The following is a 26,735-nucleotide window of genomic DNA, read 5'->3' on the forward strand; positions in this document are numbered from 1 at the left end:
GCACTTTAGTACGGCGGGGTGGCGATAAACGGGCGGCGGACGCGACAGGGGGCCGCGTCCGCCTGATGAAAGGCGGTGATTACGCCTCGTCGTGATGCTCCATGCCCAGCTCCTGAATCTTGCGGGTGAGGGTGTTGCGCCCCCAACCCAGCAAGTGCGCGGCCTCCACCTTACGGCCGCCGGTATGAGCCAGGCCGCTGCGGATGCAGCACTCTTCAAAGCGGCGGGTGAGGTCGTCGATGATGCCCACTTCGCCGGCGCGCAGGCGGCGGCTGACCTCTTCGGCCAACCCCAGTGTCCAGTCGAAACCACCGTGGCCGTGAGGGGGGCTGGCCGCCTGGCCGGCGGGCGCGCTGGCCGCTTCGCCCACGGTAAGGGCGGAGGCTTCCGGGTCGCGCAGGTCGCTGGGCAGGTCTACCACCTCCACCAGCTGGCCGGGGGCCATGACGGTAATCCACTGGCAGAGGTTTTCCAGTTCACGCACGTTGCCGGTAAAGCTGTGCTGGCGAATCATCTCCATCGCCGCTTCGGTCAGGCGCTTGGGTTCCACGCCCAGACTGGCCGCGCTTCGGGCGAGAAAGTGGCGCGTCAGCAAGGGAATGTCTTCGCGACGCTCGCGCAGCGGCGGCAGACGCAGGCGGATCACGTTGAGGCGGTGGAACAGGTCTTCGCGGAACAGCCCGCGCTTGACCCGGTCTTCCAGATTCTGGTGCGTGGCGGCGATCACGCGCACATTGGCCTTGATCGGCACGTGGCCGCCCACGCGATAGAAATGGCCGTCGGACAGGACGCGCAGCAGGCGGGTTTGCAGCTCGGTGGGCATGTCGCCGATTTCATCGAGAAACAGGGTGCCGCCCTCGGCTTCCTCAAAGCGGCCGCGCCGGGTGGCCAGCGCGCCGGTAAAGGCGCCCTTTTCATGGCCGAACAGTTCCGACTCCAGCAAATCCTTTGGGATGGCGGCGGTGTTGAGCGCGATGAAGGGCTTGCCGGCGCGCACGGAGTGGCGGTGCAGCGCCTCGGCCACCCGTTCCTTGCCGGTGCCGGACTCGCCGGTGATCATCACGGTGACGTTGGATTGCGACAGCCGGCCGATGGCGCGGAACACGTCCTGCATGGCCGGGGCCTGGCCCAACAGCACCGGCATGGCCTCCGGGCCGTCTTCCGGCAGTGCTGCGCTGGCGCTTTCGGCCAACGCGCGTTCGATCAGCTGCACCGCCTGATCCACATCGAAAGGCTTGGGCAGATACTCGAAGGCGCCGCCCTGGAAAGCCGCCACGGCGGAGTCCAGATCGGAATGCGCGGTCATGATGATGACCGGCATTTGCGGGTGATCTTCCTTCACCTTGGCCAGAAACTTCAGCCCGTCGGTGCCCGGCATGCGGATATCGGAAATGATGACGCGGGGCGCGTGGTCGTACAGCGCGTTCAGGGCGTCGTCGGCGCTGGAAAAACTGTCGAAAGCGATGCCGCTGCGTCCGAGCGCTTTCTCCAGCACCCAGCGGATGGCCTTGTCGTCATCGATGATCCAGACCGGATTGTTCATTGCTGACCCCTCATATCGTGGTTATGGTCCGCTCAGGCTTCGTGGCTGAACGGCAGCAGGACGGTGAAGCAGGTTTGTCCGGGCCGGGACTCGAACTCGATGCTGCCGCCATGCTGATGGACATAAGCCTGGACCAGTGTCAGTCCCAGGCCGGTGCCCTCCGCCCGTCCGGTGACGAGCGGATAAAAAATGTGATCCTTGATCTCGTCCGGGATGCCCGGGCCGTCATCGATGATTTGCAATTTCAGTGCCAGCATGTGGCGCTTGCGCGCCAGCGTCACTTGCCGGGCCACGCGGGTGCGCAGGGTGATGCTGCCCTTGGCCTTCATCGCCTGAACGGCGTTTTTCACCAGATTGAGCACCACCTGGATCAACTGCTCCTTGTCGGCCACCATTTGCGGCAAGCTGGTGTCGTAGTCGCGCCAGATGACGAGACCATGCGGATATTCGGCCAGCACCACGCTGCGCACCCGTTCCAGCACCTCATGGATATTGATCTCGCTGCGCACATGGCGGCGATGCGGGGCCAGCAGGCGGTCCACCAGCGATTGCAGCCGCAACGCCTCTTCCTGGATTACCGCCGTGTATTCCTTCAGGTCCGGCCTTTCGGCCAACTCGTGTTCCAGCAGTTGCGCCGCGCCGCGAATGCCGCCCAGCGGATTCTTGATTTCGTGCGCCAGATTGCGGATCAGCTCGCGATTGGCCTGTTGCTGCAGAAGCAGGCGCTCTTCGTTGGCGATTTTCAGCTGTTGGTCCAGCGGGCGCAGCTCCACCAGCGCCAGCTGGCTTTCTGCGTCCACCGGGGTAACCGATAGCGCGATGTGCAGCGGCTGCTCACTATGCTGCGCGCGCAGTTCGAGATCATGCTCGATATAGCTGGAGCTGTGCTGCAGGGCCGTGGTCAGCGCCTGACGCAGGGCGGGGCTGTCTTCAAACAGCTCGAACAGGGTGTGCCGCAGCAGCTCGCGCCGGCCTATGGCCAGCAGGTTTTCACAAGCGGGGTTGGCGAATTCGAGCGTACCGTCGGCCCGGGTGATCAGCACCGGGGTGTCCAACAGTTCCAGACCGGCAAAGCTGGGGGTATTCATGGGACTCCGCAAGCAGTGGTTGCCTGATGCCAGTAGCAATAAGCAGGCCATGTTTCATGCCGCGAAATGCGGCACGGTGCTGATAGTATGCACCATTATGGTGCTTTATCGGTGGTGGGGAGGTCTGCCTGCCGATGCGATGTCGGGATGCGGCTATCCGGCGCACGCAGTCCGTGGCGGGGCGGCCAGATATCAAGGAGAGGGTGGGGAAGAAAAGCTTGGGCCGCGCTGGCGGAAACGAAAAGACGAGCCGGCGCGAGCGCGCAGCAATAACGGGGAAATGCCTGGAGCGGCTAACAAAATCAGTATCGCGGCTGACGCAAGGAGCATCAACGCAGGCCGTACTGGGGTACGGCAAGGAGGCGTAACGCAGCGTCAGGGGTGTGATGCTGTTCTTACTGTGCTGCCTGCCCCAGTTCCTTGGTCAGTGCATCGATATTCTTCTGGCGATCGGTGACGGCGTCTTTCAGCTTCTGCACACGGTCGAGATATTTTTGATAATTGCGGGTTTCATCGCCGTTGCGGGTGGCGGCGCCGTCGGTATAGGCCTTCTGCGCATCAGCCAGCGCCTTGCGTTCGTTGGCCAGTTCCTGCTCCAGAATCTTGCGGCGGCCGTCATCGCGCTGGCGCTGTGTGCCGGGTGCGACGCTGGGGTAACCATCCGGGCTGGAGGATGCAGCGGATTTGGCCGCGGACGCGCCCTTCACCTTGCCGTTGTAGGTGGACAGTTGTGGCAGCTTCATGGCCTTGGCGTTGGATGCCTTGCCGGGCGGCACGTTGGTGAACGTGACGTTGCCGTTCTCGTCCACGATCTTGTAGACGGTGTCGGCATGGGCCGCCGCGAAGCTCAGCAACAGGCAGAAAGCAAGGGTTTTCATGATCGTCCGGTCTGGTAGGGCGGAGGTAGGCTGTTTCAGCAATGATAAGCAAAAAGCGGTCATCCCGTCAGGGAAGATGGTAATCCGGCCATTGCATCGGGACAAGGCAAAAAAAGACGGCAGCCTTGGCTGCCGTCCGGTTCCTGTCGTGTCCTGTTTATGATTACAGGCTGTAGTACATCGCGAATTCCACCGGGTGGGTGGTCATGCGGGTCAGGTTCACTTCCTGCATCTTCAGTTCGATGTAGGCGTCGATCCAGTCATTGGAGAACACGCCGCCGCGGGTCAGGAACTCGCGGTCCGCGTCCAGGGCCGCCAGAGCTTCGTCCAGGCTGGCGCAGACGGTCGGGATCAGCTTGTCTTCTTCCGGCGGCAGATCGTACAGATTCTTGTCGGAAGCATCGCCCGGGTGGATCTTGTTCTGGATGCCGTCCAGGCCGGCCATCAGCAGCGCGGAGAAGCACAGGTACGGGTTGGCCAGCGGATCCGGGAAGCGGGCTTCGATACGACGGGCCTTCGGATTGGCCACGTGCGGAATACGGATCGAGGCGGAACGGTTCTTGGCGGAGTAGGCCAGTTTCACCGGAGCTTCGTAGTGCGGAACCAGTCGCTTGTAGGAGTTGGTGCCCGGGTTGGTGATGGCGTTCAGCGCCTTGGCGTGCTTGATGATGCCGCCGATGTAGTACAGGGCGGTTTCAGACAGGCCGGCGTAGCCGTCGCCTGCGAACAGGTTCTTGCCGTCTTTCCAGATGGACTGGTGAACGTGCATGCCGGAGCCGTTATCGCCAACGATGGGCTTGGGCATGAAGGTGGCGGTTTTGCCGTAGCTGTGCGCCACGTTCTGCACCACATACTTCAGGATCTGGGTCCAGTCGGCGCGCTGGGTCAGCGTGCTGAACTTGGTGCCGATTTCCATTTGGCCGGCGGTGGCCACTTCGTGGTGGTGCACTTCAACCGGCACGCCCAGTTCTTCCAGCAGCAGCACCATGGCGGAGCGCAGGTCTTGTGCGGAGTCGACCGGCGGAACCGGGAAGTAGCCGCCCTTGATACCCGGACGGTGACCGGTGTTGCCGCCTTCGAATTCTTCAGCGGAAGCCCAAGCGCCTTCTTCGGATTTGATCTTCACGAAGCAGCCGGACATGTCGGTGCCCCAGGTGATGCTGTCGAACACGAAGAATTCCGGTTCCGGGCCGAAGAAAGCGGTGTCGCCCACACCGGAAGCCTTCAGATAGGCTTCAGCGCGCTTGGCGATGGAGCGCGGGTCGCGGTCGTAGCCCTTGCCGTCGGCCGGGTCGATCACGTCACAGCTCATGAATACGGTCGGTTCGTCGAAGAACGGATCGATCTTGGCGGTGGCCGGGTCGGCCATCAGCAGCATGTCGGAAGCCTGAATGCCTTTCCAGCCGGCGATGGAGGAGCCATCGAAAGCGTGGCCGCGTTCGAACCACTCGTCGGCGTCTTCCAGCAGAACGTGAGCCGGGATGGTCACGTGCTGTTCCTTGCCGCGAGTGTCGGTGAAGCGCAGGTCTACGAACTTGACGTCGTTTTCTTGAATCAGCTTGACTACGTCTGCTACCGCCATGAGTGTTCTCCTAAAGGCAACGTGCATCAAAAGCAATGATTGCTTGATATAAGATGGTACGCCTCGATTAAGCATGAAGCGTGCCAGCTTGTAAATCCTTGATAAGCCATTGTGTCACACCGGTGGCGACGAAACCAGCCGCTTTGCTTGCACCAAAATGGATCAATGCGCCAAGTTGGTGCGCTCTGTTGGTGCATGAGTGAATTTGCGCCATCCCGGGGTGGGGCTGATAATGCCCCAATCAACTTTGCCAGCGATACTTTACAAGGAATGGACAGCATGCAAACTTCCGCCGACATCCTCAATGCCGCCGCGCTGCGTGCGCAGTCCGCGCAACTGCCTTACGCCGGCGCGATGACGCCGCAAGAAGCCTGGCGTCTCGTGGAGACGCTGACTGACGCTGTGCTGGTGGATGTGCGTTCCGCCGCGGAATGGCAGTTTGTCGGGTTTGTGCCGAGCGGTCTGCGCATCGAATGGAAAACCTGGCCCGGCATGGCGCCCAATCCGCAATTCATCGCGCAGTTGACGGCGCAGGCGGGCAAAGAACAAACGTTGCTGTTCCTTTGCCGTTCCGGCGCGCGTTCCGACGAGGCTGCGCGAGCGGCGGCGGCGGCGGGCTATAAGCGCGCCTACAACGTGCTGGAAGGCTTTGAAGGCGACAAGAATGCCGAGGAGCATCGCGGCTTGCTGACGGGCTGGAAAGCCCGCGGCTTGCCCTGGGTGCAGGGCTGAGCGTCGCCGCTTGCTGTCATGACAGCTTTATTGACCGGTTGATGTTTATGACAATTAACGGCAAAGTGCTGTCTCAGCAGAAGTTTCGCTGTGTGCGAAAGAATTACAGGAAATAGAAGAAAGCTGAACATGAGCAACCGTTACGCCGTCATCGGCAATCCCGTCTCCCATAGCCAGTCGCCGTTCATCCATAGCGAGTTCGCCCGCGCCACCAATCAGGACATCGCCTACGAAAAGCTGTTTGCCGAAGTGGGCAAGTTCAACGAAGTGGTCAGCGAGTTCGTCCGTGCCGGCGGTCTGGGCCTCAACGTGACCCTGCCGTTCAAGGGCGACGCCTACAAGTTTGCTCATGAAGTGACCGAACGCGCCCGCGCCGCCGAGGCGGTGAATACCCTGACCTTCCGCGACGGCAAAGTGTTCGGCGACAACACCGACGGCGTTGGTCTGGTGCGCGACATCGTCGACAACCTGGACTTCCCCATCGCCGGCCATCACGTGCTGATCCTGGGCGCGGGCGGCGCAGTGCGCGGCGTGCTGGAACCCATTCTCGAGCAGAAGCCGGCCAGCGTCACCATCGCCAACCGCACGCTGATCAAGGCTGAGTCCATTGCCCACCACTTCAAGCCCTGGGGCGAAGTGGGCGCTTGCGGCTACGAACAGCTGAAGGGCCGCACTTTCGACATCATCATCAACGGCACCTCCACCAGTCTCAACAATGAGCTGCCGCCGCTGCCGGAGGGTGTATTCACCGCCCGCACGCTGGCGTACGACATGGTGTACAGCAAGGGTCTGACCCCTTTCCTCAAGCGCGCGCAGGCGGAAAACGCCGGCATGCTGGCCGATGGTCTCGGCATGCTGGTGGAACAGGCGGCCGAGTCCTTCCACATCTGGCGCGGCGTCCAGCCCGACACCCGCAAGGTGACCAATATGCTCAGGGAAGTGCTGGCCTGATCGATGCGCCTTTTCTTGAAGATTCTGGCGGCCCTCGCGGCCGCCATTCTGCTGTATAACCTCTGGATTTTCGGCCATATCGTCTACTGGCGCGATCATAATCCGGAGGCCAGCGCTTTCATGAACGAACAGTTGGCCAAACTGCAGGAGGATGACCCGGAGGCCGAGTTGCGGCAAAAGTGGGTGCCTTACAGTCAGATTTCGCCCAACCTCAAGCGGGCGCTGATTGCCGCCGAGGACGCCAAGTTCGCCGATCACGAAGGGTTCGACTGGGACGGCATCGAAGCGGCATTCGAAAAAAACCTCAAGCAAGGACGCATTGTTGCTGGTGGCTCCACCATCAGTCAGCAACTGGCCAAGAATCTTTTCCTCTCCAGCAAAAAAACGCCCTGGCGCAAGCTGGAGGAGGCCGCCATTACGGTGATGCTGGAAAAAACCATGGACAAGCGCCGCATCTTCGAGATCTATCTCAATGTGATCGAGTGGGGCAACGGCGTATTCGGCGCAGAGGCGGCGGCCCGTTATTACTTCCGCACCAGCGCCGCCAGACTGTCGTCCGGGCAAGCCGCCAAGCTGGCCGCCATGGTGCCCAATCCGCGTTATTACGATGAGCATCGCAACGCACCCGGCCTGATGAAGAAAACCCGCATCATCCAGCGGCGCATGGCGTACGCTGATCTTCCCTGAAACACACCGGACAGGGCGGCCTGTGGCTGCCCTGTCCGGGCCCGTGTTACAATCCCCCTCCTGATTTTCACTCACCGCGCCTTGCCTGGCGCGGCATTTCAATGGACTTGCCCAGTTACCCTGTAACGGCCCGTTACCCCATTCACCCATAATTTCCGTCGCCGGACTCCGCCTGCAGGCAAGCCGCGACGGCAGGAGTCGTGTTTGACGGTCATCGACAGCATTCCGACCACAGACAGGTTGGCCGAAAGCCTCACCGAGGTTCAGCGGCTGATCGACGCATACCGCGAGCAGCCTGAGCCGCCCGCGGACGATGAGGAACAAAGCCGCGGCTATGTCGACGTGCTGGACGCCTTGCGCCTGCGCGTCGACTCTCTGCATCCGGCCGATCTGGCCGCCATTCTGGAGGCCTTGCCGCTGGACGATCGTACGCTGGTATGGGGGCTGACGCGCGGTTCGCGCGACGGCGCCATCCTGCTGGAGGTGTCCGATGCGGTGCGGGAAAGCCTGATCGAGGCGATGAGCCCGGACGAGCTGGTGGCTGCGGTCAGCCAGCTGGATACGGAGGAGCTGGCCGATCTCGCGCCCGATCTGCCGCGGCAGGTGGTGTACGAGGTCATGGCGGAACTGGACGAGCAGCAGCGCACCCAGTTGATGTCCGCCCTTTCCTATGAAGAGGGTACTGTCGGCGCGCTGATGGACTTTGATCTGGTGCGCATCCGCGCCGACGTCAGTTGCGAAGTGGTGCTGCGCTACCTGCGCCGGTTTGACGAGTTGCCGGAGCAAACCGACAAGATTTTCGTGATGGATGAACACAGCCGGCTTTGCGGCGTGTTGCCTTTGCGGGCTCTGCTGGTGGCTGATCCGGATGCGCTGGTGACGGACATCATGGCTACGGAGGTGGTGTCCTTCCGCCCGGAAGAGGAGGCGGTGGACGCCGCGCAGGCATTCGAGCGCTACGACCTGGTCACCGCGCCGGTGGTGGACGCGCGCGGCGCGCTGATCGGCCGTCTGACCGTGAACGACATGCTGGATGTGGTGCGCGAGGAGTCGGACACTGAGGTACTGAATCTGGCGGGTTTGAAGGAAGAGGAAGACCTGTTTGCGCCGGTGATCGACTCGGTAAAGAACCGCTGGGCCTGGCTTGCCATCAATTTGTGCACTGCTTTTGTCGCTTCGCGCGTCATCGGCGTGTTTGAAACCTCTATCTCGCAACTGGTAGCGCTGGCCGCGCTGATGCCCATCGTCGCCGGTATTGGCGGCAACTCGGGGAATCAGACCATCACCATGATCGTGCGCGCGCTGGCCATGGGACAGATGCAGGTCTCCCAGGCCTGGCGTTTGTGGCGCAAGGAATTGGGCGTCAGCATCATCAACGGTCTGGTGTGGGGCTCCGTCATTGGCGCCATCGCCTGGTGGCTGTACGGTAATGCCGCGCTGGGGATGGTAATGCTGGCCGCCATGACGCTGAACCTGATGCTGGCTTCCACCATGGGGGTGCTGATTCCTACCATGATGCAGAAGCTGGGCAAGGACCCGGCGCTGGGCTCCAGTGTGCTGATTACCGCCTGCACCGATTCCGGCGGTTTTTTCATTTTTCTTGGCCTTGCCACCTTGTTCCTGCTTTGAACCATGCTGACCCTTGACGCGGCCTTGCGCCATTATCCGCTGCCCAGACTGGAGGCCCGCATGCTGTTGCAGCACGCGGTTGCCGGTTTGAGTCATGCCCGCATCATCGCAGACCCGGATTTGACGCTCTCGGAGACGCAGTCTGCCTGTTTTTGCGCGCTGGCAGAGCGCCGCCTGGCTGGTGAGCCCATGGCTTATCTGATTGGCGAGCGGGAGTTCTTCGGCCGACCTTTCCGCGTCACGCCCGCCGTGCTGATACCGCGCCCCGAGACCGAACATCTGGTGGAAACCGCGTTGGCGCGCCTTGGCGGCGGGCCTGCGCAGGTGGTGGACCTTGGCACCGGCAGCGGAGCCATCGCCGTGACGCTTGCTTTGGAAGCGCCGGCCTGGCGGGTGTCGGCAGTGGACCTCTCCGCCGAGGCGCTGGCCGTGGCCTGCGGCAATGCTGAGGCGCTGGGCGCCGACGTGGCCTTCCACCAAGGCAGCTGGTACGCCCCGTTGGCCGAAGCCTGCTTTGATCTCATTGCTTCCAATCCACCCTACATCCGTCACGACGACCACCATCTGGGCGAGGGCGATGTTCGCTTCGAGCCGCGCATGGCGCTGACGGATGAAGCCGATGGGTTGGATTGCCTGCGCGAGATCGCCGGCGGCGCGCCGTCCCGGCTGCGGCCGGGCGGTTGGCTGATGGTAGAGCATGGCTATGATCAGGGCCCTGCGGTACGCGAGCTGTTTCTGGCGACAGGGCTGAGCGAGGTGGAAACCGTGCTGGATCTGGCCGGCCTCGATCGCATCACCGTTGGCCGAAAGCCGCTGGCTGATGCCGCGCCTTGATATCGCTCGCCTGCTTGGTTATTGGCCTGCGGCCATACTGGCGCTGTTGGCGATCGGTATCGGCTTGGCCGGCCTGAACGCGTCCTTGTTTCTGGCTGCGCACGAGGCTGCCCGCGCCCTGCCGGCTGCCGTGTGGCGCCTGGTCAGCGTTTTCGGCGACTGGCAAACCATCCTCACGCTCACGCTGGCTTTGTCCTGGCGCTATCCGGCGCAAGCGCCCGGCATGATGGCGGCTTGCGCCTCCGGCATTCTGTTGGCCATTGTGCTGAAAGCCGGTTTCGCCGTGCCGCGCCCGCCTTTGGTTTTGCCCGCGGGCAAGGTGATCTTGCTCGATGGTTTGCCGAAGAACGGCTCTTTCCCCTCTGGTCATGCCATGGCTGCGACTACGCTGGCGGTGATGATCTGGCATGGCGCCGGCAAGAGCGCGGCGCTGGGCGGCATGCTTGCGCTGGGGGTTGGGCTGGTGATGTTGTCGCGACTGGCCATCGGCGTGCATTGGCCGCTGGATGTGCTGGCGGGGGCTGCACTGGGCTACGCCGTGAGTCGCTGGGCAATGATGGCGAACAAGTCGGCAGTCTGCTTGCTGGGGCGATTGGAATGGGTGCAAACGGCGGCCTTGCTGGCCTTGGCGGCGGGGCTGGCTCGCTGGGCATTGCGGCCGGCTTTACACGAAGAGTACTGGGTCAGAATGAGCATCGGCGCCATCGTGTTGCTGGCGGGTGCCAGCCGATGGCGCCGACGGCGCGCTTGACGGCCCTGTGGGCCGTTAGTGCGGCTTAGTGGTGATGGCCATGCTCGCCGTGAGCGTGACCATGAGTGATTTCATCAGCGGTGGCGGCGCGAACTTCCACCACTTTGGCCACGAAGCGGATGTTCAGACCGGCCAGCGGGTGGTTGGCGTCAACCACGGCCTTGCCGTCGGCGATGTCGGTCACGCGGAACAGCAATACGTCGCCGGTTTCCGGATCATCGGCTTCGAACATCATGCCCACTTCGACATCGGCCGGGAAAACGTCCAGCGGCTCAACGCGGATCAGTTCTTCTTCCGGGTCGCCGAAAGCGTCGTCGGAAGTCATTTTCACGTCCACGGATTCGCCAACGGCTTTGCCTTGCAGGGCTTCTTCCACCAGCGGGAAAATGCCGTCGTAGCCGCCGTGCAGGTAGCTGATCGGTTCTTCGGTCTTGTCGAGGAGTTTGTTGTCCGCGTCAAACATCTCGTAGTGGAGAGTAACAACAGTATCTTTGGCAATTTGCATCGGGGATTGTCCGGGATGAGATGAAAAATCTTGACAGGGACGGAGCACAGGGTGTTCCTTCGGCTGCAAGTAGCAATCGCGGCGTGACCGCATCAACGTATTGTAAACCATAGAAGGGCGCATCAGCCCGTTAAACTGCCATGAAACCGCTTACCCTGCTGGGGGGGCTGACCCCCGAACAATTCCTGCAAGACTACTGGCATAAAAAGCCTTTTCTTATTCGCGGCGCTGTCTCCGATGTGGGACCGCACGTCGATTTCAAGTGGCTGTCGGAACTGGCCATGCGCGAAGACGCCGAGTCTCGCCTGATCGAAAACCGCAACGGTCGCTGGCATTTGGAGCGAGGCCCGTTCCGGCCGGCGCGCTTCCGCAAGCTGGGCGAAACCGATTGGACCATCCTGGTGCAAGGCGTAAACCAGCATCTGCCGCATATCGATGAATTGCTGTGGCGTTTCAATTTCATTCCCTATGCGCGGCTTGATGACCTGATGATCAGCTACGCGCCCCCCGGCGGCACGGTTGGCCCGCACTTCGACGCGTACGATGTGTTCCTGCTGCAGGTGGGTGGCAAGAAGCGCTGGCAGATTTCCTCCCAGAACGACGACGACTTCATCGAGGATGCGCCGATCCGGGTGCTGAAAGATTTCCGCGTTGAGGAAGAGTACGTGCTTGAACACGGCGACATGCTCTATCTGCCGCCCAAGTGCGCTCACTACGGCGTGGCGCTGGAGCCGGGCATGACTTACTCGATCGGCTTCCGCGCGCCGCCGGTGCAGGAACTGGCTACCCAGTTCCTGGTGTATCTGCAAGACCGCCTGTGCCTGGATGGCGTATACGCCGATCCCGACCTGAAGCTGCAGAACGATCCGGCGCGCATCGGTGACGAGATGATCGACAAGGTCACCGACATGCTGAAGGGCATTAGCTGGGATCGCGATACGGTAAGCGACTTCCTCGGTCATTACCTGACCGAGCCGAAGCCGCATGTCTTCTATGACGCGCCGGATGATGAGCTGGACGAAGAGGAGTTTGCCGAAGCGCTTGCCGAGGGGGGGGTAGTGCTTGATCTCAAAAGCCTGATCCTGTTCCGCGACGGCATGTTCTATTGCAATGGCGAAATTCTCGAAACCGAACCGGACGATGTTGCTCTATGGCAACAATTCGCCAATACCCGCAAGCTGTCGTCAGGTGACATTTCCGCGTCGATATTGGGTACGCTGTATGACGGATACACTGCTGGATATTGGCATCCGGCCAAGTCTGTAGCAAAATAGCCACATCAGTTGTTCAAATGTAGTCACGGTAAGGATTGCATACGGGCTGAAATAGCGTTGAAACGCTTATTCCGGCTCGTGTGCTGCACTGCAGAACAGATTGTGGACTAGCTTGCTTTTTTTGGACGCTAGCCCACTACACAGCAATTTTTTTCGTGATACAATTTGCGCACTGAAAGAATTTCAGTCGCCCAGTTGTTGCTCTGAAACGCTTGGGCGATTAAATTGACGTCTTGTTAACTTATCTTTAAAGGTCAAGAAAAAATGAAACAGTCGCTCCTCGTTGCTGCCCTGCTGGCCGTTGCCCTGTCCGCTTGCGGTAAGAAAGAAGAAGCTCCGGCTGCTGACGCTTCCGCTCCGGCTGTTGAGGCTTCCGCTCCGGCCGCTTCCGCTCCGGCTGCTGACGCTTCCGCTCCGGCTGCTGACGCTTCCGCTCCGGCTGCTGACGCTTCCGCTCCGGCTGCTTCCGCTGCTCAGTAATTCATTACTGTTGCAAGCAATAAAAACCGGCTTCGGCCGGTTTTTTATTGTCTGGCGTTTGCGCACGCTCTCTGCTGTTGATTGTTGATGAGAAGCGCCGACAATAAAAAAGCCCGCATGCGCGGGCTTTTTCGTTTTGCAGTCGACCCTTACTGGAGTTCGATCTGCAGTTTGGCAAGCACTGCTTTGGCGAAGCTGTCGTTGAGCTGCTTGCCTTGCTTGTCTTGCACGGCCAGCGTGGACTGGCCATTGGCTTGTTCTTTGACCACGATGCGGTATTCCGGCTCGGTGGCTTTCGGCAAACCATTCTTGCTGTCGCTGCTCTTCCAGAAGGCGAGGCCGGACCAGAAACTGCCGCCATCTTCCTTCTCGGTTTCGCTCTTGGCCGGCTTCACGAAGTAGATGCCTTGCGAGCGATCGCGATCATTGACTACCAGGCCGATGCGATCCAGCGCCAGGCCAACGCGGCGCCATGCGCGGTCGAAGCTGTCGTTGATGTTCAGCTTGCCGTCCACGATCGGATCCTGGGCCTTGGCCGGAGCAACCGAAGCCTTGGCCAGCGCCTCCTTGGCTTTCTCTTCGGAGATGCCCAAGCGAATCATGAAGCGACCCAGCAACTCGGCTTCCAACTGCGGATCAACCGGGCGAGGCTGCCACATGGTGTCGGACTTGCCTTCGTTGATGTAAGTCTCGTACAGACCGCGGTGCGAGAAGTATACCTCGGTGCCGTTGGCGGTTTTTTCCAGACGGATGCGGAACTTGTCGCGCTCCGGGGTGGAATAGACGCTGCCCAGGCCCACGGTTTCCATTAGCTTGCGTACGCCGTCGGCGGGTAGCTTGGCGCGGTTTTCCGCCCAGTCGGTTTCCATGATGCCAAGGTCGGGTTCTTCGGTCTTGATGACGAAACCGTTTTCCTGCCAGAAGGCTTTGAGTACCGGCCACAGCTCTTCCGGATTCTTACCGTTCACTACCAGCCAGCGCTGGGTGCCGGCGCGCTCCATGTTGACGTTGCCAAGCTGGCTCAGCGCCACATCGCCGCTGCTGGCGGCTTGGGCGGGTACGGCCTGTTTCTGGCCGTTCACTTCCATTGCGGAGCTGCTGCCCTGTGGAATGGTGTACTTGTTGCGGATATCCGGTGCGGTCAGATCCGGTGGGACTTCCAGCGAGTTGGCGATCTTGGGGGCGTCGGTTTTGTAATCCAGCTTTTTTTCCAGCGGATTGGAAGTGCTGCAGCCGGCAAGGATGCCGGTGGCCAGCAGAATCGCGACGGGCGCGCTTCGTTTCATGCTTGCTCCCTATTGTGCAGGGGTTAGATAAGTTCCGCCTGCTTCATGGCGCTGTTCAATACAGGCGCCAGGCTGTCGGACATGGTGTGCAGCGGCAGACGGATACCGGCGGGGATCAGACCCAGTTGGTTCAGTACCCATTTGGCCGGAATCGGGTTGGGTTCGGCAAACAGGTGTTTGTGCAGACCTTGCAGCTTGTCGTTGAGTTCGCGAGCCAGCTTGGCGTTGCCGGCGAGCGCGGCGTCGCACATCTGGCTCATCAGCTTGGGGGCAACGTTGGTGGTGACGGAGATCACGCCATTGCCGCCGCACAGCATGAAAGCCATGCCGGTGGCGTCGTCGCCGGAGTAGAGTGCGAAATCTTTGGGTGCGCGACGGATCAGGTCGCAAGCACGGCCGATGTCGCCGGTGGCGTCCTTGAGGCCGATGATGCCCGGCACCGCGGCAAGACGCAGCACGGTATCGTTGTTCATGTCGGCAACCGTACGGCCCGGCACATTGTAAAGAATCACCGGGATATCCACGGATTCGGCAATGGCGCGGAAGTGGCGGTACATGCCTTCCTGGGTCGGTTTGTTGTAGTAGGGCACGACGGACAGGGTCATGTCTGCGCCGGTGTCCTTGGCGTGGCGGGCCAGTTCGATGGCTTCAGCGGTGGAGTTGGCGCCGGTGCCTGCGATCACTTTGACGCGACCCTTGGCCTGTTTGATGACGGCTTCCACCACGGCGACGTGTTCGTCAACGGCCAGCGTGGCGGATTCGCCGGTGGTGCCCACCGCGACGATGCCGCTGGTGCCGTTGTCAATGTGGAAATCAACCAGGCGGTTGAGGGATTCGAAGTCTACCCGACCGTCTTCAAACATCGGGGTGACCAGGGCAACCAAGCTACCGGTAAGCATAGTTCAGCCTATATAAGGATGGAGATTCAAAGTCCCTGATTGTAGCGGAATTCCCCTTGCGGTCAAAAGCGTGTCGCGGATACGGGGGGCGGCCTGCGGATTGTCGCCCGGCTGTGATAGAATCTCCAGTTTTTACCGATACTTGCGGCTGATTGGCTGAAGGATCCACAAGCGTGATTACGACAAGCAACATTACCATGCAGTTTGGCGTGAAGCCTTTGTTCGAGAAGGTTTCCGTCAAATTTGGCGAAGGCAACCGTTATGGCCTGATCGGCGCCAACGGTTCCGGCAAATCCACTTTCATGAAGATTCTGGGTGGCGATCTGGAGCAGACCGGGGGCGAAGTCGCCATCGAGAACGGCCTGCGTCTGGGCAAGCTGCGTCAGGATCAGTTCGCTTACGAAGAGCAGCGCGTGATTGATGTGGTGATGATGGGCCACACCGAGATGTGGGCCGCGATGAGCGAGCGCGATGCTATCTACGCCAACCTGGAAGCAACCGAAGAAGATTACATGCACGCGGCCGAGTTGGAGGCCAAGTTTGCCGAATACGACGGTTACACCGCCGAAGCGCGCGCCGGCGAGCTGCTGATGGGCGTGGGCATTCCGGTTGAGCAGCACTTTGGTCCGATGAGCGAAGTGGCCCCGGGCTGGAAGCTACGCGTGTTGCTGGCGCAGGCCCTGTTCTCCAATCCGGACATCCTGTTGCTGGACGAACCCACCAACAACTTGGACATCAACACCATCCGCTGGCTGGAACACGTGCTCAACGAGCGCAACTCCACCATGATCATCATTTCGCACGACCGTCACTTCCTGAACTCGGTCTGCACCCACATGGCGGATCTGGACTACAACACCATCCGTATCTACCCGGGTAATTACGACGACTACATGATCGCTTCCGCGCAGGCGCGCGAGCGCCAGTTGTCGTCCAACAGCAAGGCCAAGGAACGCATCCAAGAGCTGCAGGAATTCGTGGCCCGCTTCTCGGCCAACAAGTCCAAGGCCCGCCAGGCCACCTCCCGTCTGAAGCAGGTGGACAAGCTGAAAGCCGAGATGGTGGAGGTGAAGCCGTCCAGCCGGCAAAACCCCTTCATCCGTTTCGAGATGGATGACCGGTTCAAGCTGCACCGCCAGGCGGTGGAAGTGGAAGGCCTGTGCAAGGCTTACGACAACAAGGTGCTGTTCAAGGATCTGAACCTGATTCTGGAGGCCGGCGCGCGTCTGGCCGTGATCGGTCCCAACGGCGCGGGTAAAACTTCCTTGGTCAAGCTGCTGGCGGGCGCCTTCGAGCCGGCCTACGCCGAAGGCCTCACCGCGGACCGCGGTGTGATCAAGTGGGCGGAGAAGGCGCAGATCGGCTACTTCGCCCAGGATCATGAAGCCGACTTCGATTCCGACATGACGCTGACCGAGTGGATGCGCGAGTGGGGTCAGGAAGGCGACGACGAGCAAGTCATCCGCGGCACGCTGGGCCGCCTGCTGTTTGGCGGCGACGAAGTGGGCAAGCCGGTGCGCGTGCTGTCCGGGGGTGAAAAGGGTCGCATGCTGTACGGCAAGCTGATCCTGCAAAAGCCCAACGTGATGATCATGGATGAACCGACCAACCACATGGACATGGAATCGATCGAATCCCTGAACATGGCGCTGGAAAAGTACAAGGGTACGCTGGTGTTCGTCTCGCACGATCGCCAGTTCGTCAGCTCGCTAGCCACCCACGTGCTGGAACTGGACGGCAACGGCGGTTACGACTACTACACCGGCAATTACGAGGATTACCTCGCCAGCAAGGGCCTGGAATAAGCCCCTTGGCCTGGCTTGCGTCGGCGATGTTGCACCGCGGATAGCGGGCTAGAGCCATTGCTTTACCCATGGGAGCAGGTGCGCTATATTGCAGTGCGACATCGTGTTGCAATGCAAAATCATAGCGCGCGATGCTCCCGTTTTCTTTGGCAGTGCCCATAACAATAACACTTACAGAACAGGGACTTGATCTCGGAAGGGTCGATGGTGGAGCCCTAGGTCGACCCGTGATCGGGTTGCCTGCAACCTCAAGTTAATGAAGGAAGAACCATGCGATTGAAAGGGAAAGTCTCCATCATCACTGGCGGTGCCAGCGGCATCGGCAAGGCGACTGCGGAGAAGTTCATCAAGGAAGGCGCCATCGTCGCCGTGTGCGATCTCAACATCGATGCGGTCAACGCCGTGGTTGAAGAGCTGAAGGCGCTGGGCGGCGAGGCCGTCGGCTATCTGGTGAACGTGACCGACAAGGGCCAGATCGCCGATATGGTTGGCGACCTGAAAACCCGCTTCGGCCGCATCGACGTGCTGGTGAACAATGCCGGTATCGTGATGGATGCCCAGCTGATCAAGATGACCGAAGACCAGTTCGACAAGGTGATCGACATCAATCTGAAGGGTGTTTACAACTGTGCCCGCGCCGTGGTGGATACCATGGTGGAGCAGGGTAGCGGCGTGATCCTGAACGCTTCTTCCGTGGTGGGCGTGTACGGCAACTTCGGCCAGACCAACTATGCCGCCACCAAGTTCGGCGTGATCGGCTTCGTCAAGACCTGGGCCAAGGAGCTGGGTAAGAAGGGCATTCGCGCCAACGCGGTATGTCCGGGCTTTGTTGCTACGCCCATCCTGAAATCCATGCCGGAAAAAGTGATCCAGGCCATGGAAGACAAGGTGCCGATGAAGCGCATGGCTGATCCGACTGAAATCGCCAATGTGTACGCCTTCCTCGCGTCCGACGAGGCTAGCTACATCAATGGCGCCGCCATCGAAGTAACCGGCGGCCTGACCCTGTAATCAACGAGGTTGGCCGAAAGACAACGCCCCGCAATGCGGGGCGTTTTTCATGCCCGCGCCAGCGGGGCTTACTCGTCGGCGTCCGGATCGTGCGCTAGCAGGGCGGCGTCCACTTCCCGGCGGTGCAGATGCGGCGCGAACAACTCCACAAAAGTATAGGCAAAGCCGCGTAGATAAGCATCCTTGCGGATGCCGATCTTGGTGGTGGAGGGCTCGAACAGATGACCGGCGTCGATGCAGCGCAAGGCGCTGTCGCGCACCGGTTCAAAGGCCATGGTGGCGATGATGCCGATGCCCAGTCCCAGGGTGACGTAGGTTTTGATCACGTCGGTGTCGATGGCGGTGAGCACCACATTGGGGCTCAGGCCGGCGTCGGCGAAGGCTTTGTTGATCTTGGAGCGGCCGGCAAAGGCGAAATCGTAAGTGATGATGGGATGCGAAGCGATATCCGCCAGCGTGATGGGTCGATCCAGAGCCAGCAGCGGGTGGCCTTCCGGCGCGACTATCGAGCGGTTCCATTCATAGCAGGGCAGCATGGCCAGCTCTTTATAAAGAGCGATGCCCTCGGTGGCGATGGCAAGATCGGCTTCCCCGGACACTACCATTTCGCAGATTTGCGTCGGACTGCCTTGCTTGATGGACAGGCGCACCTTGGGGTAGCGCTTGACGAACTCGGCGATGGTGGGCGGCAGGGCGTAACGCGCTTGCGTGTGCGTGGTGGCGATGGTCAGCGCACCCTCTGACTCGCGGGAGAACTCATCGCCCACCCGTTTGAGGTTTTGCGCCTCGCGCAGAATGCGCTCGGAAATGCGCAGCACCTCCTTGCCGGGCTCGGACACCGATACTACGCGCTTGCCATTGCGGATGAACACCTGAATGCCCAGTTCGTCCTCCAACAGCCGGATCTGCTTGGAAATGCCGGGCTGCGAGGTGTGCAGCTTCTCCGCCGCCTCGGAAACATTCAGCCCCTGACGGGCCACTTCCACCAGATAGCGCAGTTGTTGCAGTTTCATCCCAAGAGCTTTCTTAAAACCTATAGTCATTAAATACTAACACAATATTCTTTTAGGTTTATAAGACCGTTGGGTAGGATGATGCCCAATGCCTCAATCCCACTGGAGCGCTCGATGAGCCTAGAAGCAAAACTCGCCGCGACCGAAGCCTTGTTGAAAGAGATCGCGGCGGCGCACCCGGATGCCGCGCTGGCCAACAGCTACGGCGCGGAAGACATGGTGCTGACCGACTTGATCGCCCGTCTCGTCCTGCCGTTGCAAGTGTTCAGCCTGGATACCGGTCGTCTGCCGGCGGAAACCTACGAACTGATGCAGCAAGTGGGTGAACACTACCCGGCCGTACCGGTGAAAGTATATTTTCCGGATACCGCCGCCACCGAGGCCTATGTCAACGCACATGGCGTCAACGCTTTCTATCGGAGCGTGGAGCTGCGCAAGTCCTGTTGCCATATCCGCAAGATCGAACCGCTCAAGCGCGCGCTGGCGGGACGCTCCGCCTGGATTACCGGTTTGCGGCGTGAGCAATCGCCCACAAGGCAGGATCTGGCCGATCGTGAGTTTGACGCCGACAACGGCCTGATGAAGTTCAATCCCTTGATCGACTGGACCGAGACCGATGTCTGGGCCTACATCCGCGAGCGCGGCGTGCCCTACAACGCGTTGCACGATCGCCGCTACCCTTCCATCGGCTGCGCCCCCTGTACTCGAGCCATTACGGTGGGAGAGGATGTGCGCGCCGGACGCTGGTGGTGGGAGAATCCCGAATCCAAAGAATGCGGGCTGCACGTCAAGGCCAGCCCGCTCAAGCGCCCGCAATAAGGCTGGCCGCGTTTCGGCCAAGCTCAAGGACCCACCGCCATGTACCGTTATGACGAAATAGATCACCGCATCGTGCGCGAACGCGTCGAGCAGTTTCGCGATCAGACCCGCCGCTATCTCGCCGGCGAGCTGAGCGAAGATGAATTCCGCCCGCTGCGCCTGATGAACGGCCTGTATGTCCAGCGCCACGCGCCCATGCTGCGCGTCGCCATTCCTTACGGCCATCTGTCCAGCGTGCAGTTGCGCAAGCTGGCCGGCATCGCTCGCACCTATGACCGTGGCTATGGCCACCTCACCACGCGGCAGAACATCCAGTTCAACTGGCCGGAATTGTCCCGCGTGCCGGACATTCTCGCCGAGTTGGCCGAAGTGGAGATGCACGCCATCCAGACTTCCGGCAACTGCGTGCGCAACACCACCACCGACGCCTTCGCCGGCGTAGCCGCGGACGAGCTGATCGACCCGCGCGCCTATTGCGAAATCATCCGCCAGTGGAGCACGCTGCATCCGGAATTCGCTTTCCTGCCGCGCAAGTTCAAGATTGCTGTCTCTGGCAGCGTGCAGGATCGCGCCGCCAGCCAAGTGCATGATGTCGGACTGCATGTGGTGCGCAACGAGGCGGGTGAAGTAGGCTTCAAAGTGATCGTTGGCGGCGGTCTGGGGCGCACGCCGATGGTGGGTGAGGTGGTGAAGGCTTTCTTGCCGACCCGCCATCTGCTCACCTATCTGGATGCCGTGCTGCGCGTATACAACCGCTTTGGTCGCCGCGACAACAAATACAAGGCCCGCATCAAGATTCTCGTGAAGGCCATGACGGTTGAAGCTTTCGCCGCCAAGGTGGAAGACGAGTGGACGCATCTGAAAGATGGCCCGGCTACCTTGCGAGATGAGGACGTAGCGCATTACGCCAGCTTTTTCACTGCGCCGGCCTACGATGTCTTGCCCGCCAACCCGGTCGAATTTGCCGCCAGGTTGGCCGAAGACGCCGCTTTTTCGCGCTGGGTAGCTCGCAATACCCGTGAACATCGCCAGCCGGGCTACCGTTCCGTAGTGCTGTCGCTGAAGAAAACCGGCGTGCCGCCGGGCGACATTACTGCCGAGCAAATGGAGGCCGCCGCCGACTGGGCTGATCGTTTCGGCTATGGCGAGCTGCGCGTAGCGCACGAGCAGAACCTCATCCTGCCCGACGTGCGCGAGCGTGATCTCTTCGAATTGTGGCAATTGGCCAAGGCGCAAGGCTTCGCCACGCCCAATATCGGCTTGCTCACCGACATCATCTGCTGCCCGGGCGGCGACTTTTGCAGCCTGGCCAACGCCCGTTCTATTCCGGTGGCGGAAGCCATCCAGCGGACGTTCGACGATCTGGACTATCTGTTCGATCTGGGCGACATCGATTGCAACTTCTCAGGCTGCATGAATGCCTGCGGTCATCACCATATCGGCAATATCGGCATCCTCGGCGTGGATAAGAACGGCGAAGAGTGGTACCAGATCACCCTTGGCGGCAGCCAGGGCAGTCATACCACCATCGGCAAGGTCATCGGGCCGTCTTTCGCCCAGGCCGACGTACCGGTGGCATTCCAGAAAATCATGAGCGTTTTCGTCGAGCAGCGACTGCAGGGCGAGCCTTTTATCGACACCGTCCGCCGCATCGGTTTGGACCCCTTCAAGGAGCGCGTCTATGCGAAGCATCATTAAGCAAGGGCAGGTTGTGGCCGACAGCTGGAGCGTGCTCCGCCCGGACGAGGAGGGTGTCTGGCCCGCCGTGGCCGATGATGTGGACGTGATCGTACCCTTGTCCATGTGGCTGTCCGACAAGGCCGCCTGGCAGGAGCGCGCCGGCAAGACAGGCGTCTGGCTGGCGCCGGATGACGATCCGGCCGCGCTGGCAGGGCAACTGACTGGTTTGCCCTTGATTGCGGTGGACTTTCCGGCCTTCACCGACGGCCGTGGTTACAGCATCGGGCGTCTGTTGCGGGAAAGATACGGCTACCAAGGGGAACTTCGCGCGCTTGGCGATGTCTGGAGTGACCTTCTGCACTATCTGTGGCAGGTTGGCTTCGATGCCTTTGAAATCAAGGATGGCAAAGGTATTGATTCCGCTCTGAATGGTTATCACACTTTCACGGAACGTTACCAGGCGACTCACCGCGAGCCGGTGCCGCTGTTTCGTCGCCGTGTAACACTGGTGTGATAGTGTTGTGCGCATGATACAGCTGAGCCCATTTTTGATTAATTTGTGATGTTTTTTTGCAACAGTACTCTTGTTAAGGCTGTTGCGCTGTGTTGACACTGCAATGGCGCATTCCTATAGTGCCCGTTAACTGCATAAACACAGTTTGGCGCTTACCCTGTTGTTTGCAGTAGAATTGACCGTGTGGTGTTTGCGTCAACCGCATCAATACCGATTCATAGAAAGAGGGAATAACATGACTAAACAGCTGAAACTGAGCGCCCTGGTTGCTGCTCTGCTGGTTTCCGCTAGCGCGTTCGCTGCCAAGCCGGGCTACACCGCCGATCAGGCTACCGACAACGTTGTTCGCAATAACTACAACGAATGCTGGAAAACCACGTACTTCGACAAGGCCAAGGATGGCCTGGTTGAGTGTGGCGACCGCGAAGCCGCCAAGCCGGCTCCGGTAGCTGAAGTCGCCAAGCCGGCTCCGGTTGCTGTTAAGGAAAAAGTAACGCTGTCCGCCAAGGTTCTGTTCAACTTCGACAAGGCCACCCTGCGTCCGGACGCCAAGAACGAACTGGATCCGCTGGTTGAGAAGCTGAAGGCTCACCAAGGCAAGGGTTACCTGAACGGTGTTGAAATCGACGGTTACACCGACTTCCTGGGTTCCGACAAGTACAACAACGCTCTGTCCCAGAAGCGTGCTGATGCTGTGAAGGAATACTTCGTGAACGCTGGCGTGCCGGCCGAGAAGGTTGCTGCCGTAGGCAAGGGCAAGGCTGAAGCCAAGATGTCCGACGAGTGCAAGGCCAAGTTCCCGAAATACGCCAAGAACAAGAAGCAAAACGCTGAAATCAAGGCTTGCATCGAGCCGGATCGTCGCGTTGAAGTGGTTATCGACGCAGTCAAGGAAACCATCAAGCAGTAATTGCTGCCTGATCGGAACTTCCGAGAAAAAGCCCCACGTTTGTGGGGCTTTTTTGTTTTCTCGAGGATTTTCAGCTGGCTGGACGCTAAGCCGGGCTGGCGGCTACAATCGAAGGTTTTCAGGATGCTGGGCAGGCAATGCAGGTTTTTCTAGGAGATCCGCGTCGATTCGGTTTGTCAGGCTGTGCGCTGACGATCGGCAACTTCGATGGTGTGCATCTTGGCCATCAGCACATTCTGCAACGCTTGCGGGATGAGGCTTCTGCGCGCAATCTGCCGACGGCGCTGCTGACTTTCGAGCCGCATCCACGGGAATTTTTCGCCCGGGGCAATCCGCCGGCGCGCTTGTCCACTTTGCGGGACAAACTGTCCTATCTACAGGAGCAGGCGTTGGTGGACTACGTGTTTGTCCATCGATTCAATCATGGCTTTGCCGCGATGAGCGCTGAGAATTTCATCAATGATGTGCTGGTGCGTGATCTGAAGACCCGCTACTTGTTGATTGGCGATGACTTCCAGTTTGGCGCCGCGCGCAAGGGTGATTTCAACTTGTTGACGCGTTGCCCGCATTTTGTCACGGAGGCAATGCCTTCCGTGTTGGTGCAGGGCGAGCGGGCGTCGAGCACCTTGGTGCGCGAACGACTGGCGATGGGTGATCTGGATGGCGCTGCCGCCTTGCTGGGTCGAGACTATCGGTTGTCTGGCCGCGTGGTGCATGGGCGCAAGCTGGGACGCACGATCGGTTTTCCTACGGCCAACATCCATTTGCCGCATTTGAAGCCGGCTTTGCAAGGCGTGTTTGTGGTGCAGGTGGAGGTTGCCGGGCGCTTGCGCGGCGGCGTCGCCAGTCTGGGGCTGAACCCCACCGTCAGCGATACGCCTGATTACAAACTGGAGGTGCATTTGTTTGATTTCGCCGCCGACATTTACGGCCATCGAGTCACCGTGCACTTCCTGAAAAAACTGCGCGATGAAGAGCGCTATGACGATTTGACTGCGTTGGTGGCGCAGATTGAGAAAGACGCCGCCAGCGCCAGAACCTATTTGACCAGTTTGCAGCGAGAGCAGGCATGAGCATCGATTACCGTAAAACCGTCAACCTGCTGGATACCCCGTTCGCCATGCGAGGGGATCTGGCCAAACGCGAACCGGCCTGGGTGAAGCGCTGGCAGGAACAGAAGCGCTACGACAAAGTGCGCAAACTGGCCGCCGGCCGCCCCAAGTTCATCCTGCATGACGGCCCGCCGTACGCCAACGGCGATATCCACATCGGCCATGCCGTGAACAAGGTGCTGAAGGACATCATCGTCCGTTCCAAGACGCTGTCGGGCTTTGACGCGCCCTATGTGCCGGGCTGGGACTGCCACGGTCTGCCCATCGAACTGATGGTGGAAAAGCTGCATGGCAAGGATATCCCCGCCGCCAAGTTTCGCGAGTTGTGCCGTGAATACGCCAAAGAGCAAGTAGCGCGCCAGAAGAAGGACTTTGTGCGTCTTGGCGTGCTGGGCGATTGGGAAAATCCCTATCTCACCATGGAATTCAAGACCGAGGCCGACATCGTCCGTACCCTCGGCAAAGTGTATGAAAACGGCTTCCTGTTCAAGGGCGAGAAGCCGGTGCACTGGTGTATCGAATGCGGTTCCGCTCTGGCAGAGGCCGAGGTGGAGTACGAAGACAAGAACTCCCCGGCCATCGACGTTGGCTTCCGGGTGTTGGATATCGACAAGCTGGCGGCGGCCTTTGGCCTGAGTTCCGATGCTGTCGAGGGTGCCATGGCGGTAATCTGGACCACGACGCCGTGGACCTTGCCGGCCAACCAGGCGGTGGCTGTCAGCGCCACGCTGGCTTACCAGCTGGTGGATACGCCCAAGGGCAAGCTGATTCTGGCCAAGGAGTTGGCCGAAGCGGCCATGCAGCGTTACGGTTTCGACACGCTGACCGTGCTGGGCGAAACCACGGGCGAGCAACTGGAACTGCTGCAGCTGCAACATCCCTTCTACAGCCGTCAGGTGCCCATCATCTGCGGCGATCACGTCACCACCGACGCAGGTACCGGCTTGGTGCACACAGCGCCGGCGCACGGTCTGGAAGACTTCCAGGCGGGTCAGGTTTACAAGCTGCCGATCGACAATCCGGTAGCTGACAATGGCCGCTACAAATCCACTACCGAGTTGTTTGCCGGTTTGTCGGTATGGGAAGCCAATCCGAAAGTGATCGAGACGCTGGACGCCGCCGGCACCCTGATTCATCAGGCTCGCCTGATGCACAGCTATCCGCACTGCTGGCGCCACAAGACGCCCATCATCTTCCGCGCCACCGCGCAGTGGTTCATCGGCATGGACAAGGTGGGCAAGGGCGGCGACAGCCTGCGCGACCGCGCCAACAGCGCCGTGGACGCTACCGAATTTTTCCCGGCCTGGGGGCGCGCGCGTCTCGAAGCCATGATCGGCAATCGCCCTGACTGGTGCGTTTCCCGCCAGCGCAACTGGGGTGTACCGATGACTTTCTTTGTGCACAAGGAAAGCGGTGAACTGCATCCGCGTTCGGCACAGTTGCTGGAAGAAGTGGCGCTGCGCATCGAGCAGCAGGGCATCGAGGCCTGGTTCAGTCTGGACGCCAAGGAACTGCTGGGCGACGAAGCCGAGCAATACCGCAAGCTGACTGACACGCTGGACGTGTGGTTCGACTCTGGTTCCACCCATTTCGCCGTGCTCAAGCAGCGCCCGGAACTGGCCTGGCCGGCCGACCTGTACCTGGAAGGGTCGGACCAGCATCGCGGCTGGTTCCAGTCCTCCTTGCTGACCGGTTGCGCCACCATCGGCCGCGCGCCGTACAAGCAATTGCTGACCCACGGTTTCGTGGTAGACGGCAAGGGCCTGAAGATGTCCAAGTCCAAGGGCAATGTGGTAGCGCCGCAGAAGGTGAACGACAGCCTGGGCGCCGACATTCTGCGCCTGTGGGTGGCTTCGACCGATTATTCCGGCGAACTGGCCATCTCGGACGAGATTCTCAAGCGCGTGACCGAAAGCTATCGCCGCCTGCGCAACACCCTGCGTTTCCTGTTGGCCAACCTGTCGGACTTCGATCCGCTGGACAATGCCGTGCCTTTCCACGAGCTGGCCGAGCTGGACCAGTACGCGCTGTTGATGGCGCGTCGCATGCAGGAGAAGGTAACGGGCGATCTCTACACCCGCTATGCCTTCCACCATGCCATGCAGGAAGTGGTGACTTACTGCTCCGAGGATCTGGGTGCTTTCTATCTGGACATCATCAAGGACCGTCTGTACACCACCAAGGCCGACAGCCGCGCCCGTCGCAGCGCCCAGACCGCGCTGTACCACATCACGCGCGGTCTGCTGCTGCTGATTGCGCCGGTGTTGTGCTTCACGGCGGACGAAGCTTGGGAAGTGCTGACCCGCAGCGATGAAGAATCCACGCTGTTCCATACCTGGCACGAGTACCCGAGCCTGCCGGCCGGCAATGAAGAGCTGTTGTCCGCCAAGTGGGAGGCCATCCGCGCTTTCCGCTCGCAGGTGAACAAGCAGATTGAAGAGTTGCGCAGCGCCGACAAGCTGGGCTCCTCGCTGCAGGCCGAATTGGATATCAGCGCCGATGGCGCGCTGTATCAGCATCTGGCCAGCCTGGGCGATGATCTCAAGTTCGTGCTGATCGTCTCCCGCGCCACGGTCAGCGAGGGCAGCGAAACCCGTATCGCGGTGACGCCGTCCGCGCATGAAAAATGCGATCGTTGCTGGCACTATCGCGCCGATGTCGGGTCCCATGCCGGGCACGGCGCCGTTTGCGGCCGCTGTGTCGACAATATCGACGGCAAAGGCGAGCAGCGACTGCACGCCTGACAGACACC

23 protein-coding genes and 1 pseudogene are annotated in these 26,735 nt (G+C 60.5%); 16 read left to right on the top strand and 8 right to left on the bottom strand.

Translation table 11 applies throughout. The annotated features are described in order from the left end of the window. Positions 1-79: 79 nt before the first annotated feature. The 4 genes from ntrC to glnA all read right to left on the bottom strand — a co-directional run bounded on the left by ntrC (position 80) and on the right by glnA (position 5,091). On the bottom strand, positions 80-1,543 hold the full coding sequence (ntrC, locus tag Q0P52_RS03485; RefSeq protein ID WP_293764044.1) for a nitrogen regulation protein NR(I): 1,464 nt from the start codon (positions 1,541-1,543) through the stop codon (positions 80-82). A 32-nt stretch (positions 1,544-1,575) separates the two neighbouring features. Then, positions 1,576-2,631, bottom strand: a complete 1,056-nt coding sequence (gene glnL / locus Q0P52_RS03490; RefSeq protein WP_293764045.1) for a nitrogen regulation protein NR(II) — start codon at positions 2,629-2,631, stop codon at positions 1,576-1,578. A 395-nt stretch (positions 2,632-3,026) separates the two neighbouring features. After that, positions 3,027-3,509: a DUF4124 domain-containing protein gene (locus Q0P52_RS03495; RefSeq protein WP_293764047.1), complete on the bottom strand. Its 483-nt coding sequence runs from the start codon at positions 3,507-3,509 to the stop codon at positions 3,027-3,029. 163 nt (positions 3,510-3,672) lie between these two features. Continuing rightward, positions 3,673-5,091: a type I glutamate--ammonia ligase gene (gene glnA / locus Q0P52_RS03500; protein WP_293764049.1), complete on the bottom strand. Its 1,419-nt coding sequence runs from the start codon at positions 5,089-5,091 to the stop codon at positions 3,673-3,675. A gap of 279 nt (positions 5,092-5,370) precedes the next feature. Here glnA and Q0P52_RS03505 point away from each other — a divergent pair, with 279 nt between their 5' ends. The 6 genes and pseudogenes from Q0P52_RS03505 to Q0P52_RS03530 all read left to right on the top strand — a co-directional run bounded on the left by Q0P52_RS03505 (position 5,371) and on the right by Q0P52_RS03530 (position 10,675). Beyond that, on the top strand, positions 5,371-5,823 hold the full coding sequence (locus tag Q0P52_RS03505; protein ID WP_293764051.1) for a rhodanese-like domain-containing protein: 453 nt from the start codon (positions 5,371-5,373) through the stop codon (positions 5,821-5,823). Positions 5,824-5,952: 129 nt separating this feature from the next. Continuing rightward, positions 5,953-6,774, top strand: a complete 822-nt coding sequence (gene aroE, locus Q0P52_RS03510; protein WP_293764052.1) for a shikimate dehydrogenase — start codon at positions 5,953-5,955, stop codon at positions 6,772-6,774. Positions 6,775-6,777: 3 nt separating this feature from the next. Then, positions 6,778-7,461: a monofunctional biosynthetic peptidoglycan transglycosylase gene (mtgA, locus tag Q0P52_RS03515; protein WP_293764054.1), complete on the top strand. Its 684-nt coding sequence runs from the start codon at positions 6,778-6,780 to the stop codon at positions 7,459-7,461. 354 nt (positions 7,462-7,815) lie between these two features. Further along, positions 7,816-9,090, top strand: a pseudogene (gene mgtE, locus Q0P52_RS03520) (magnesium transporter); the annotation flags it as partial. A 6-nt stretch (positions 9,091-9,096) separates the two neighbouring features. Continuing rightward, entirely contained in the window at positions 9,097-9,924 is an 828-nt protein-coding gene (gene prmC / locus Q0P52_RS03525) for a peptide chain release factor N(5)-glutamine methyltransferase (RefSeq protein ID WP_293764101.1), read from the top strand. After that, a complete protein-coding gene (locus Q0P52_RS03530; protein ID WP_293764058.1) occupies positions 9,911-10,675 on the top strand; it encodes a phosphatase PAP2 family protein in 765 nt (254 codons plus the stop codon). Before prmC ends, Q0P52_RS03530 begins: the two co-directional genes overlap by 14 nt. A 25-nt stretch (positions 10,676-10,700) precedes the next feature. Here the strand turns inward: Q0P52_RS03530 and Q0P52_RS03535 are convergent, their stop codons facing one another. Next, positions 10,701-11,180 (bottom strand): peptidylprolyl isomerase, encoded by a 480-nt coding sequence (locus Q0P52_RS03535; protein ID WP_293764060.1) that lies wholly within the window; start codon positions 11,178-11,180, stop codon positions 10,701-10,703. A 140-nt stretch (positions 11,181-11,320) separates the two neighbouring features. Here Q0P52_RS03535 and Q0P52_RS03540 point away from each other — a divergent pair, with 140 nt between their 5' ends. Together Q0P52_RS03540 and Q0P52_RS03545 are read left to right on the top strand one after the other, a co-directional pair. Next, entirely contained in the window at positions 11,321-12,454 is a 1,134-nt protein-coding gene (locus Q0P52_RS03540) for a cupin domain-containing protein (RefSeq protein WP_293764063.1), read from the top strand. Positions 12,455-12,718: 264 nt separating this feature from the next. Beyond that, entirely contained in the window at positions 12,719-12,934 is a 216-nt protein-coding gene (locus tag Q0P52_RS03545; RefSeq protein ID WP_293764065.1) for a hypothetical protein, read from the top strand. A gap of 149 nt (positions 12,935-13,083) precedes the next feature. Here the strand turns inward: Q0P52_RS03545 and bamC are convergent, their stop codons facing one another. Both bamC and dapA read right to left on the bottom strand, forming a co-directional pair. Beyond that, positions 13,084-14,220, bottom strand: a complete 1,137-nt coding sequence (gene bamC, locus Q0P52_RS03550) for an outer membrane protein assembly factor BamC (protein ID WP_293764067.1) — start codon at positions 14,218-14,220, stop codon at positions 13,084-13,086. 23 nt (positions 14,221-14,243) lie between these two features. Continuing rightward, positions 14,244-15,119, bottom strand: a complete 876-nt coding sequence (gene dapA / locus Q0P52_RS03555) for a 4-hydroxy-tetrahydrodipicolinate synthase (protein ID WP_293764069.1) — start codon at positions 15,117-15,119, stop codon at positions 14,244-14,246. 173 nt (positions 15,120-15,292) lie between these two features. Here dapA and Q0P52_RS03560 point away from each other — a divergent pair, with 173 nt between their 5' ends. Together Q0P52_RS03560 and fabG are read left to right on the top strand one after the other, a co-directional pair. Continuing rightward, entirely contained in the window at positions 15,293-16,924 is a 1,632-nt protein-coding gene (locus tag Q0P52_RS03560; protein ID WP_293764071.1) for an ABC-F family ATPase, read from the top strand. Between the two features lie 270 nt (positions 16,925-17,194). Continuing rightward, positions 17,195-17,935 carry a 3-oxoacyl-ACP reductase FabG gene (fabG, locus tag Q0P52_RS03565; protein WP_293764073.1) on the top strand — a complete coding sequence of 247 codons (741 nt, stop codon included), beginning with the start codon at positions 17,195-17,197 and terminating at the stop codon, positions 17,933-17,935. 68 nt (positions 17,936-18,003) lie between these two features. On the opposite strand, the gene cysB is transcribed toward fabG, so the two are convergent. Next, positions 18,004-18,948, bottom strand: coding sequence for an HTH-type transcriptional regulator CysB (gene cysB / locus Q0P52_RS03570; protein ID WP_293764075.1), 945 nt, complete (start codon positions 18,946-18,948; stop codon positions 18,004-18,006). 114 nt (positions 18,949-19,062) lie between these two features. Here cysB and Q0P52_RS03575 point away from each other — a divergent pair, with 114 nt between their 5' ends. The 6 genes from Q0P52_RS03575 to ileS all read left to right on the top strand — a co-directional run bounded on the left by Q0P52_RS03575 (position 19,063) and on the right by ileS (position 26,727). Next, entirely contained in the window at positions 19,063-19,767 is a 705-nt protein-coding gene (locus tag Q0P52_RS03575; protein ID WP_293764077.1) for a phosphoadenylyl-sulfate reductase, read from the top strand. A gap of 39 nt (positions 19,768-19,806) precedes the next feature. Continuing rightward, a complete protein-coding gene (locus Q0P52_RS03580; RefSeq protein ID WP_293764079.1) occupies positions 19,807-21,465 on the top strand; it encodes a nitrite/sulfite reductase in 1,659 nt (552 codons plus the stop codon). Beyond that, positions 21,449-21,961: a DUF934 domain-containing protein gene (locus Q0P52_RS03585; RefSeq protein WP_293764081.1), complete on the top strand. Its 513-nt coding sequence runs from the start codon at positions 21,449-21,451 to the stop codon at positions 21,959-21,961. Before Q0P52_RS03580 ends, Q0P52_RS03585 begins: the two co-directional genes overlap by 17 nt. 235 nt (positions 21,962-22,196) lie before the next feature. Beyond that, positions 22,197-22,871: an OmpA family protein gene (locus tag Q0P52_RS03590; protein WP_293764083.1), complete on the top strand. Its 675-nt coding sequence runs from the start codon at positions 22,197-22,199 to the stop codon at positions 22,869-22,871. A 137-nt stretch (positions 22,872-23,008) separates the two neighbouring features. Next, complete coding sequence (locus Q0P52_RS03595; protein ID WP_293764085.1) at positions 23,009-23,944, top strand: bifunctional riboflavin kinase/FAD synthetase; 936 nt, start codon at positions 23,009-23,011, stop codon at positions 23,942-23,944. Beyond that, entirely contained in the window at positions 23,941-26,727 is a 2,787-nt protein-coding gene (gene ileS / locus Q0P52_RS03600; protein WP_293764088.1) for an isoleucine--tRNA ligase, read from the top strand. The genes Q0P52_RS03595 and ileS overlap by 4 nt, the downstream gene beginning before the upstream one ends. Positions 26,728-26,735: the final 8 nt, after the last annotated feature.

This window comes from uncultured Aquitalea sp., from assembly GCF_945957525.1.
In the GTDB taxonomy this organism is placed as follows: Bacteria; Pseudomonadota; Gammaproteobacteria; order Burkholderiales; family Chromobacteriaceae; genus Aquitalea.

Bases quoted from the DNA above. Each gene is read 5' to 3' on its own strand.
- ntrC (WP_293764044.1), bottom strand. From the start codon at position 1,543: ATGAACAATCCGGTCTGGATCATCGATGACGACAAGGCCATCCGCTGG.
- glnL (WP_293764045.1), bottom strand. From the start codon at position 2,631: ATGAATACCCCCAGCTTTGCCGGTCTGGAACTGTTGGACACCCCGGTG.
- Q0P52_RS03495 (WP_293764047.1), bottom strand. From the start codon at position 3,509: ATGAAAACCCTTGCTTTCTGCCTGTTGCTGAGCTTCGCGGCGGCCCAT.
- glnA (WP_293764049.1), bottom strand. From the start codon at position 5,091: ATGGCGGTAGCAGACGTAGTCAAGCTGATTCAAGAAAACGACGTCAAG.
- Q0P52_RS03505 (WP_293764051.1), top strand. From the start codon at position 5,371: ATGCAAACTTCCGCCGACATCCTCAATGCCGCCGCGCTGCGTGCGCAG.
- aroE (WP_293764052.1), top strand. From the start codon at position 5,953: ATGAGCAACCGTTACGCCGTCATCGGCAATCCCGTCTCCCATAGCCAG.
- mtgA (WP_293764054.1), top strand. From the start codon at position 6,778: ATGCGCCTTTTCTTGAAGATTCTGGCGGCCCTCGCGGCCGCCATTCTG.
- Q0P52_RS03530 (WP_293764058.1), top strand. From the start codon at position 9,911: ATGCCGCGCCTTGATATCGCTCGCCTGCTTGGTTATTGGCCTGCGGCC.
- Q0P52_RS03535 (WP_293764060.1), bottom strand. From the start codon at position 11,180: ATGCAAATTGCCAAAGATACTGTTGTTACTCTCCACTACGAGATGTTT.
- Q0P52_RS03540 (WP_293764063.1), top strand. From the start codon at position 11,321: ATGAAACCGCTTACCCTGCTGGGGGGGCTGACCCCCGAACAATTCCTG.
- Q0P52_RS03545 (WP_293764065.1), top strand. From the start codon at position 12,719: ATGAAACAGTCGCTCCTCGTTGCTGCCCTGCTGGCCGTTGCCCTGTCC.
- bamC (WP_293764067.1), bottom strand. From the start codon at position 14,220: ATGAAACGAAGCGCGCCCGTCGCGATTCTGCTGGCCACCGGCATCCTT.
- dapA (WP_293764069.1), bottom strand. From the start codon at position 15,119: ATGCTTACCGGTAGCTTGGTTGCCCTGGTCACCCCGATGTTTGAAGAC.
- fabG (WP_293764073.1), top strand. From the start codon at position 17,195: ATGCGATTGAAAGGGAAAGTCTCCATCATCACTGGCGGTGCCAGCGGC.
- cysB (WP_293764075.1), bottom strand. From the start codon at position 18,948: ATGAAACTGCAACAACTGCGCTATCTGGTGGAAGTGGCCCGTCAGGGG.
- Q0P52_RS03575 (WP_293764077.1), top strand. From the start codon at position 19,063: ATGAGCCTAGAAGCAAAACTCGCCGCGACCGAAGCCTTGTTGAAAGAG.
- Q0P52_RS03580 (WP_293764079.1), top strand. From the start codon at position 19,807: ATGTACCGTTATGACGAAATAGATCACCGCATCGTGCGCGAACGCGTC.
- Q0P52_RS03585 (WP_293764081.1), top strand. From the start codon at position 21,449: ATGCGAAGCATCATTAAGCAAGGGCAGGTTGTGGCCGACAGCTGGAGC.
- Q0P52_RS03590 (WP_293764083.1), top strand. From the start codon at position 22,197: ATGACTAAACAGCTGAAACTGAGCGCCCTGGTTGCTGCTCTGCTGGTT.
- Q0P52_RS03595 (WP_293764085.1), top strand. From the start codon at position 23,009: ATGCAGGTTTTTCTAGGAGATCCGCGTCGATTCGGTTTGTCAGGCTGT.
- ileS (WP_293764088.1), top strand. From the start codon at position 23,941: ATGAGCATCGATTACCGTAAAACCGTCAACCTGCTGGATACCCCGTTC.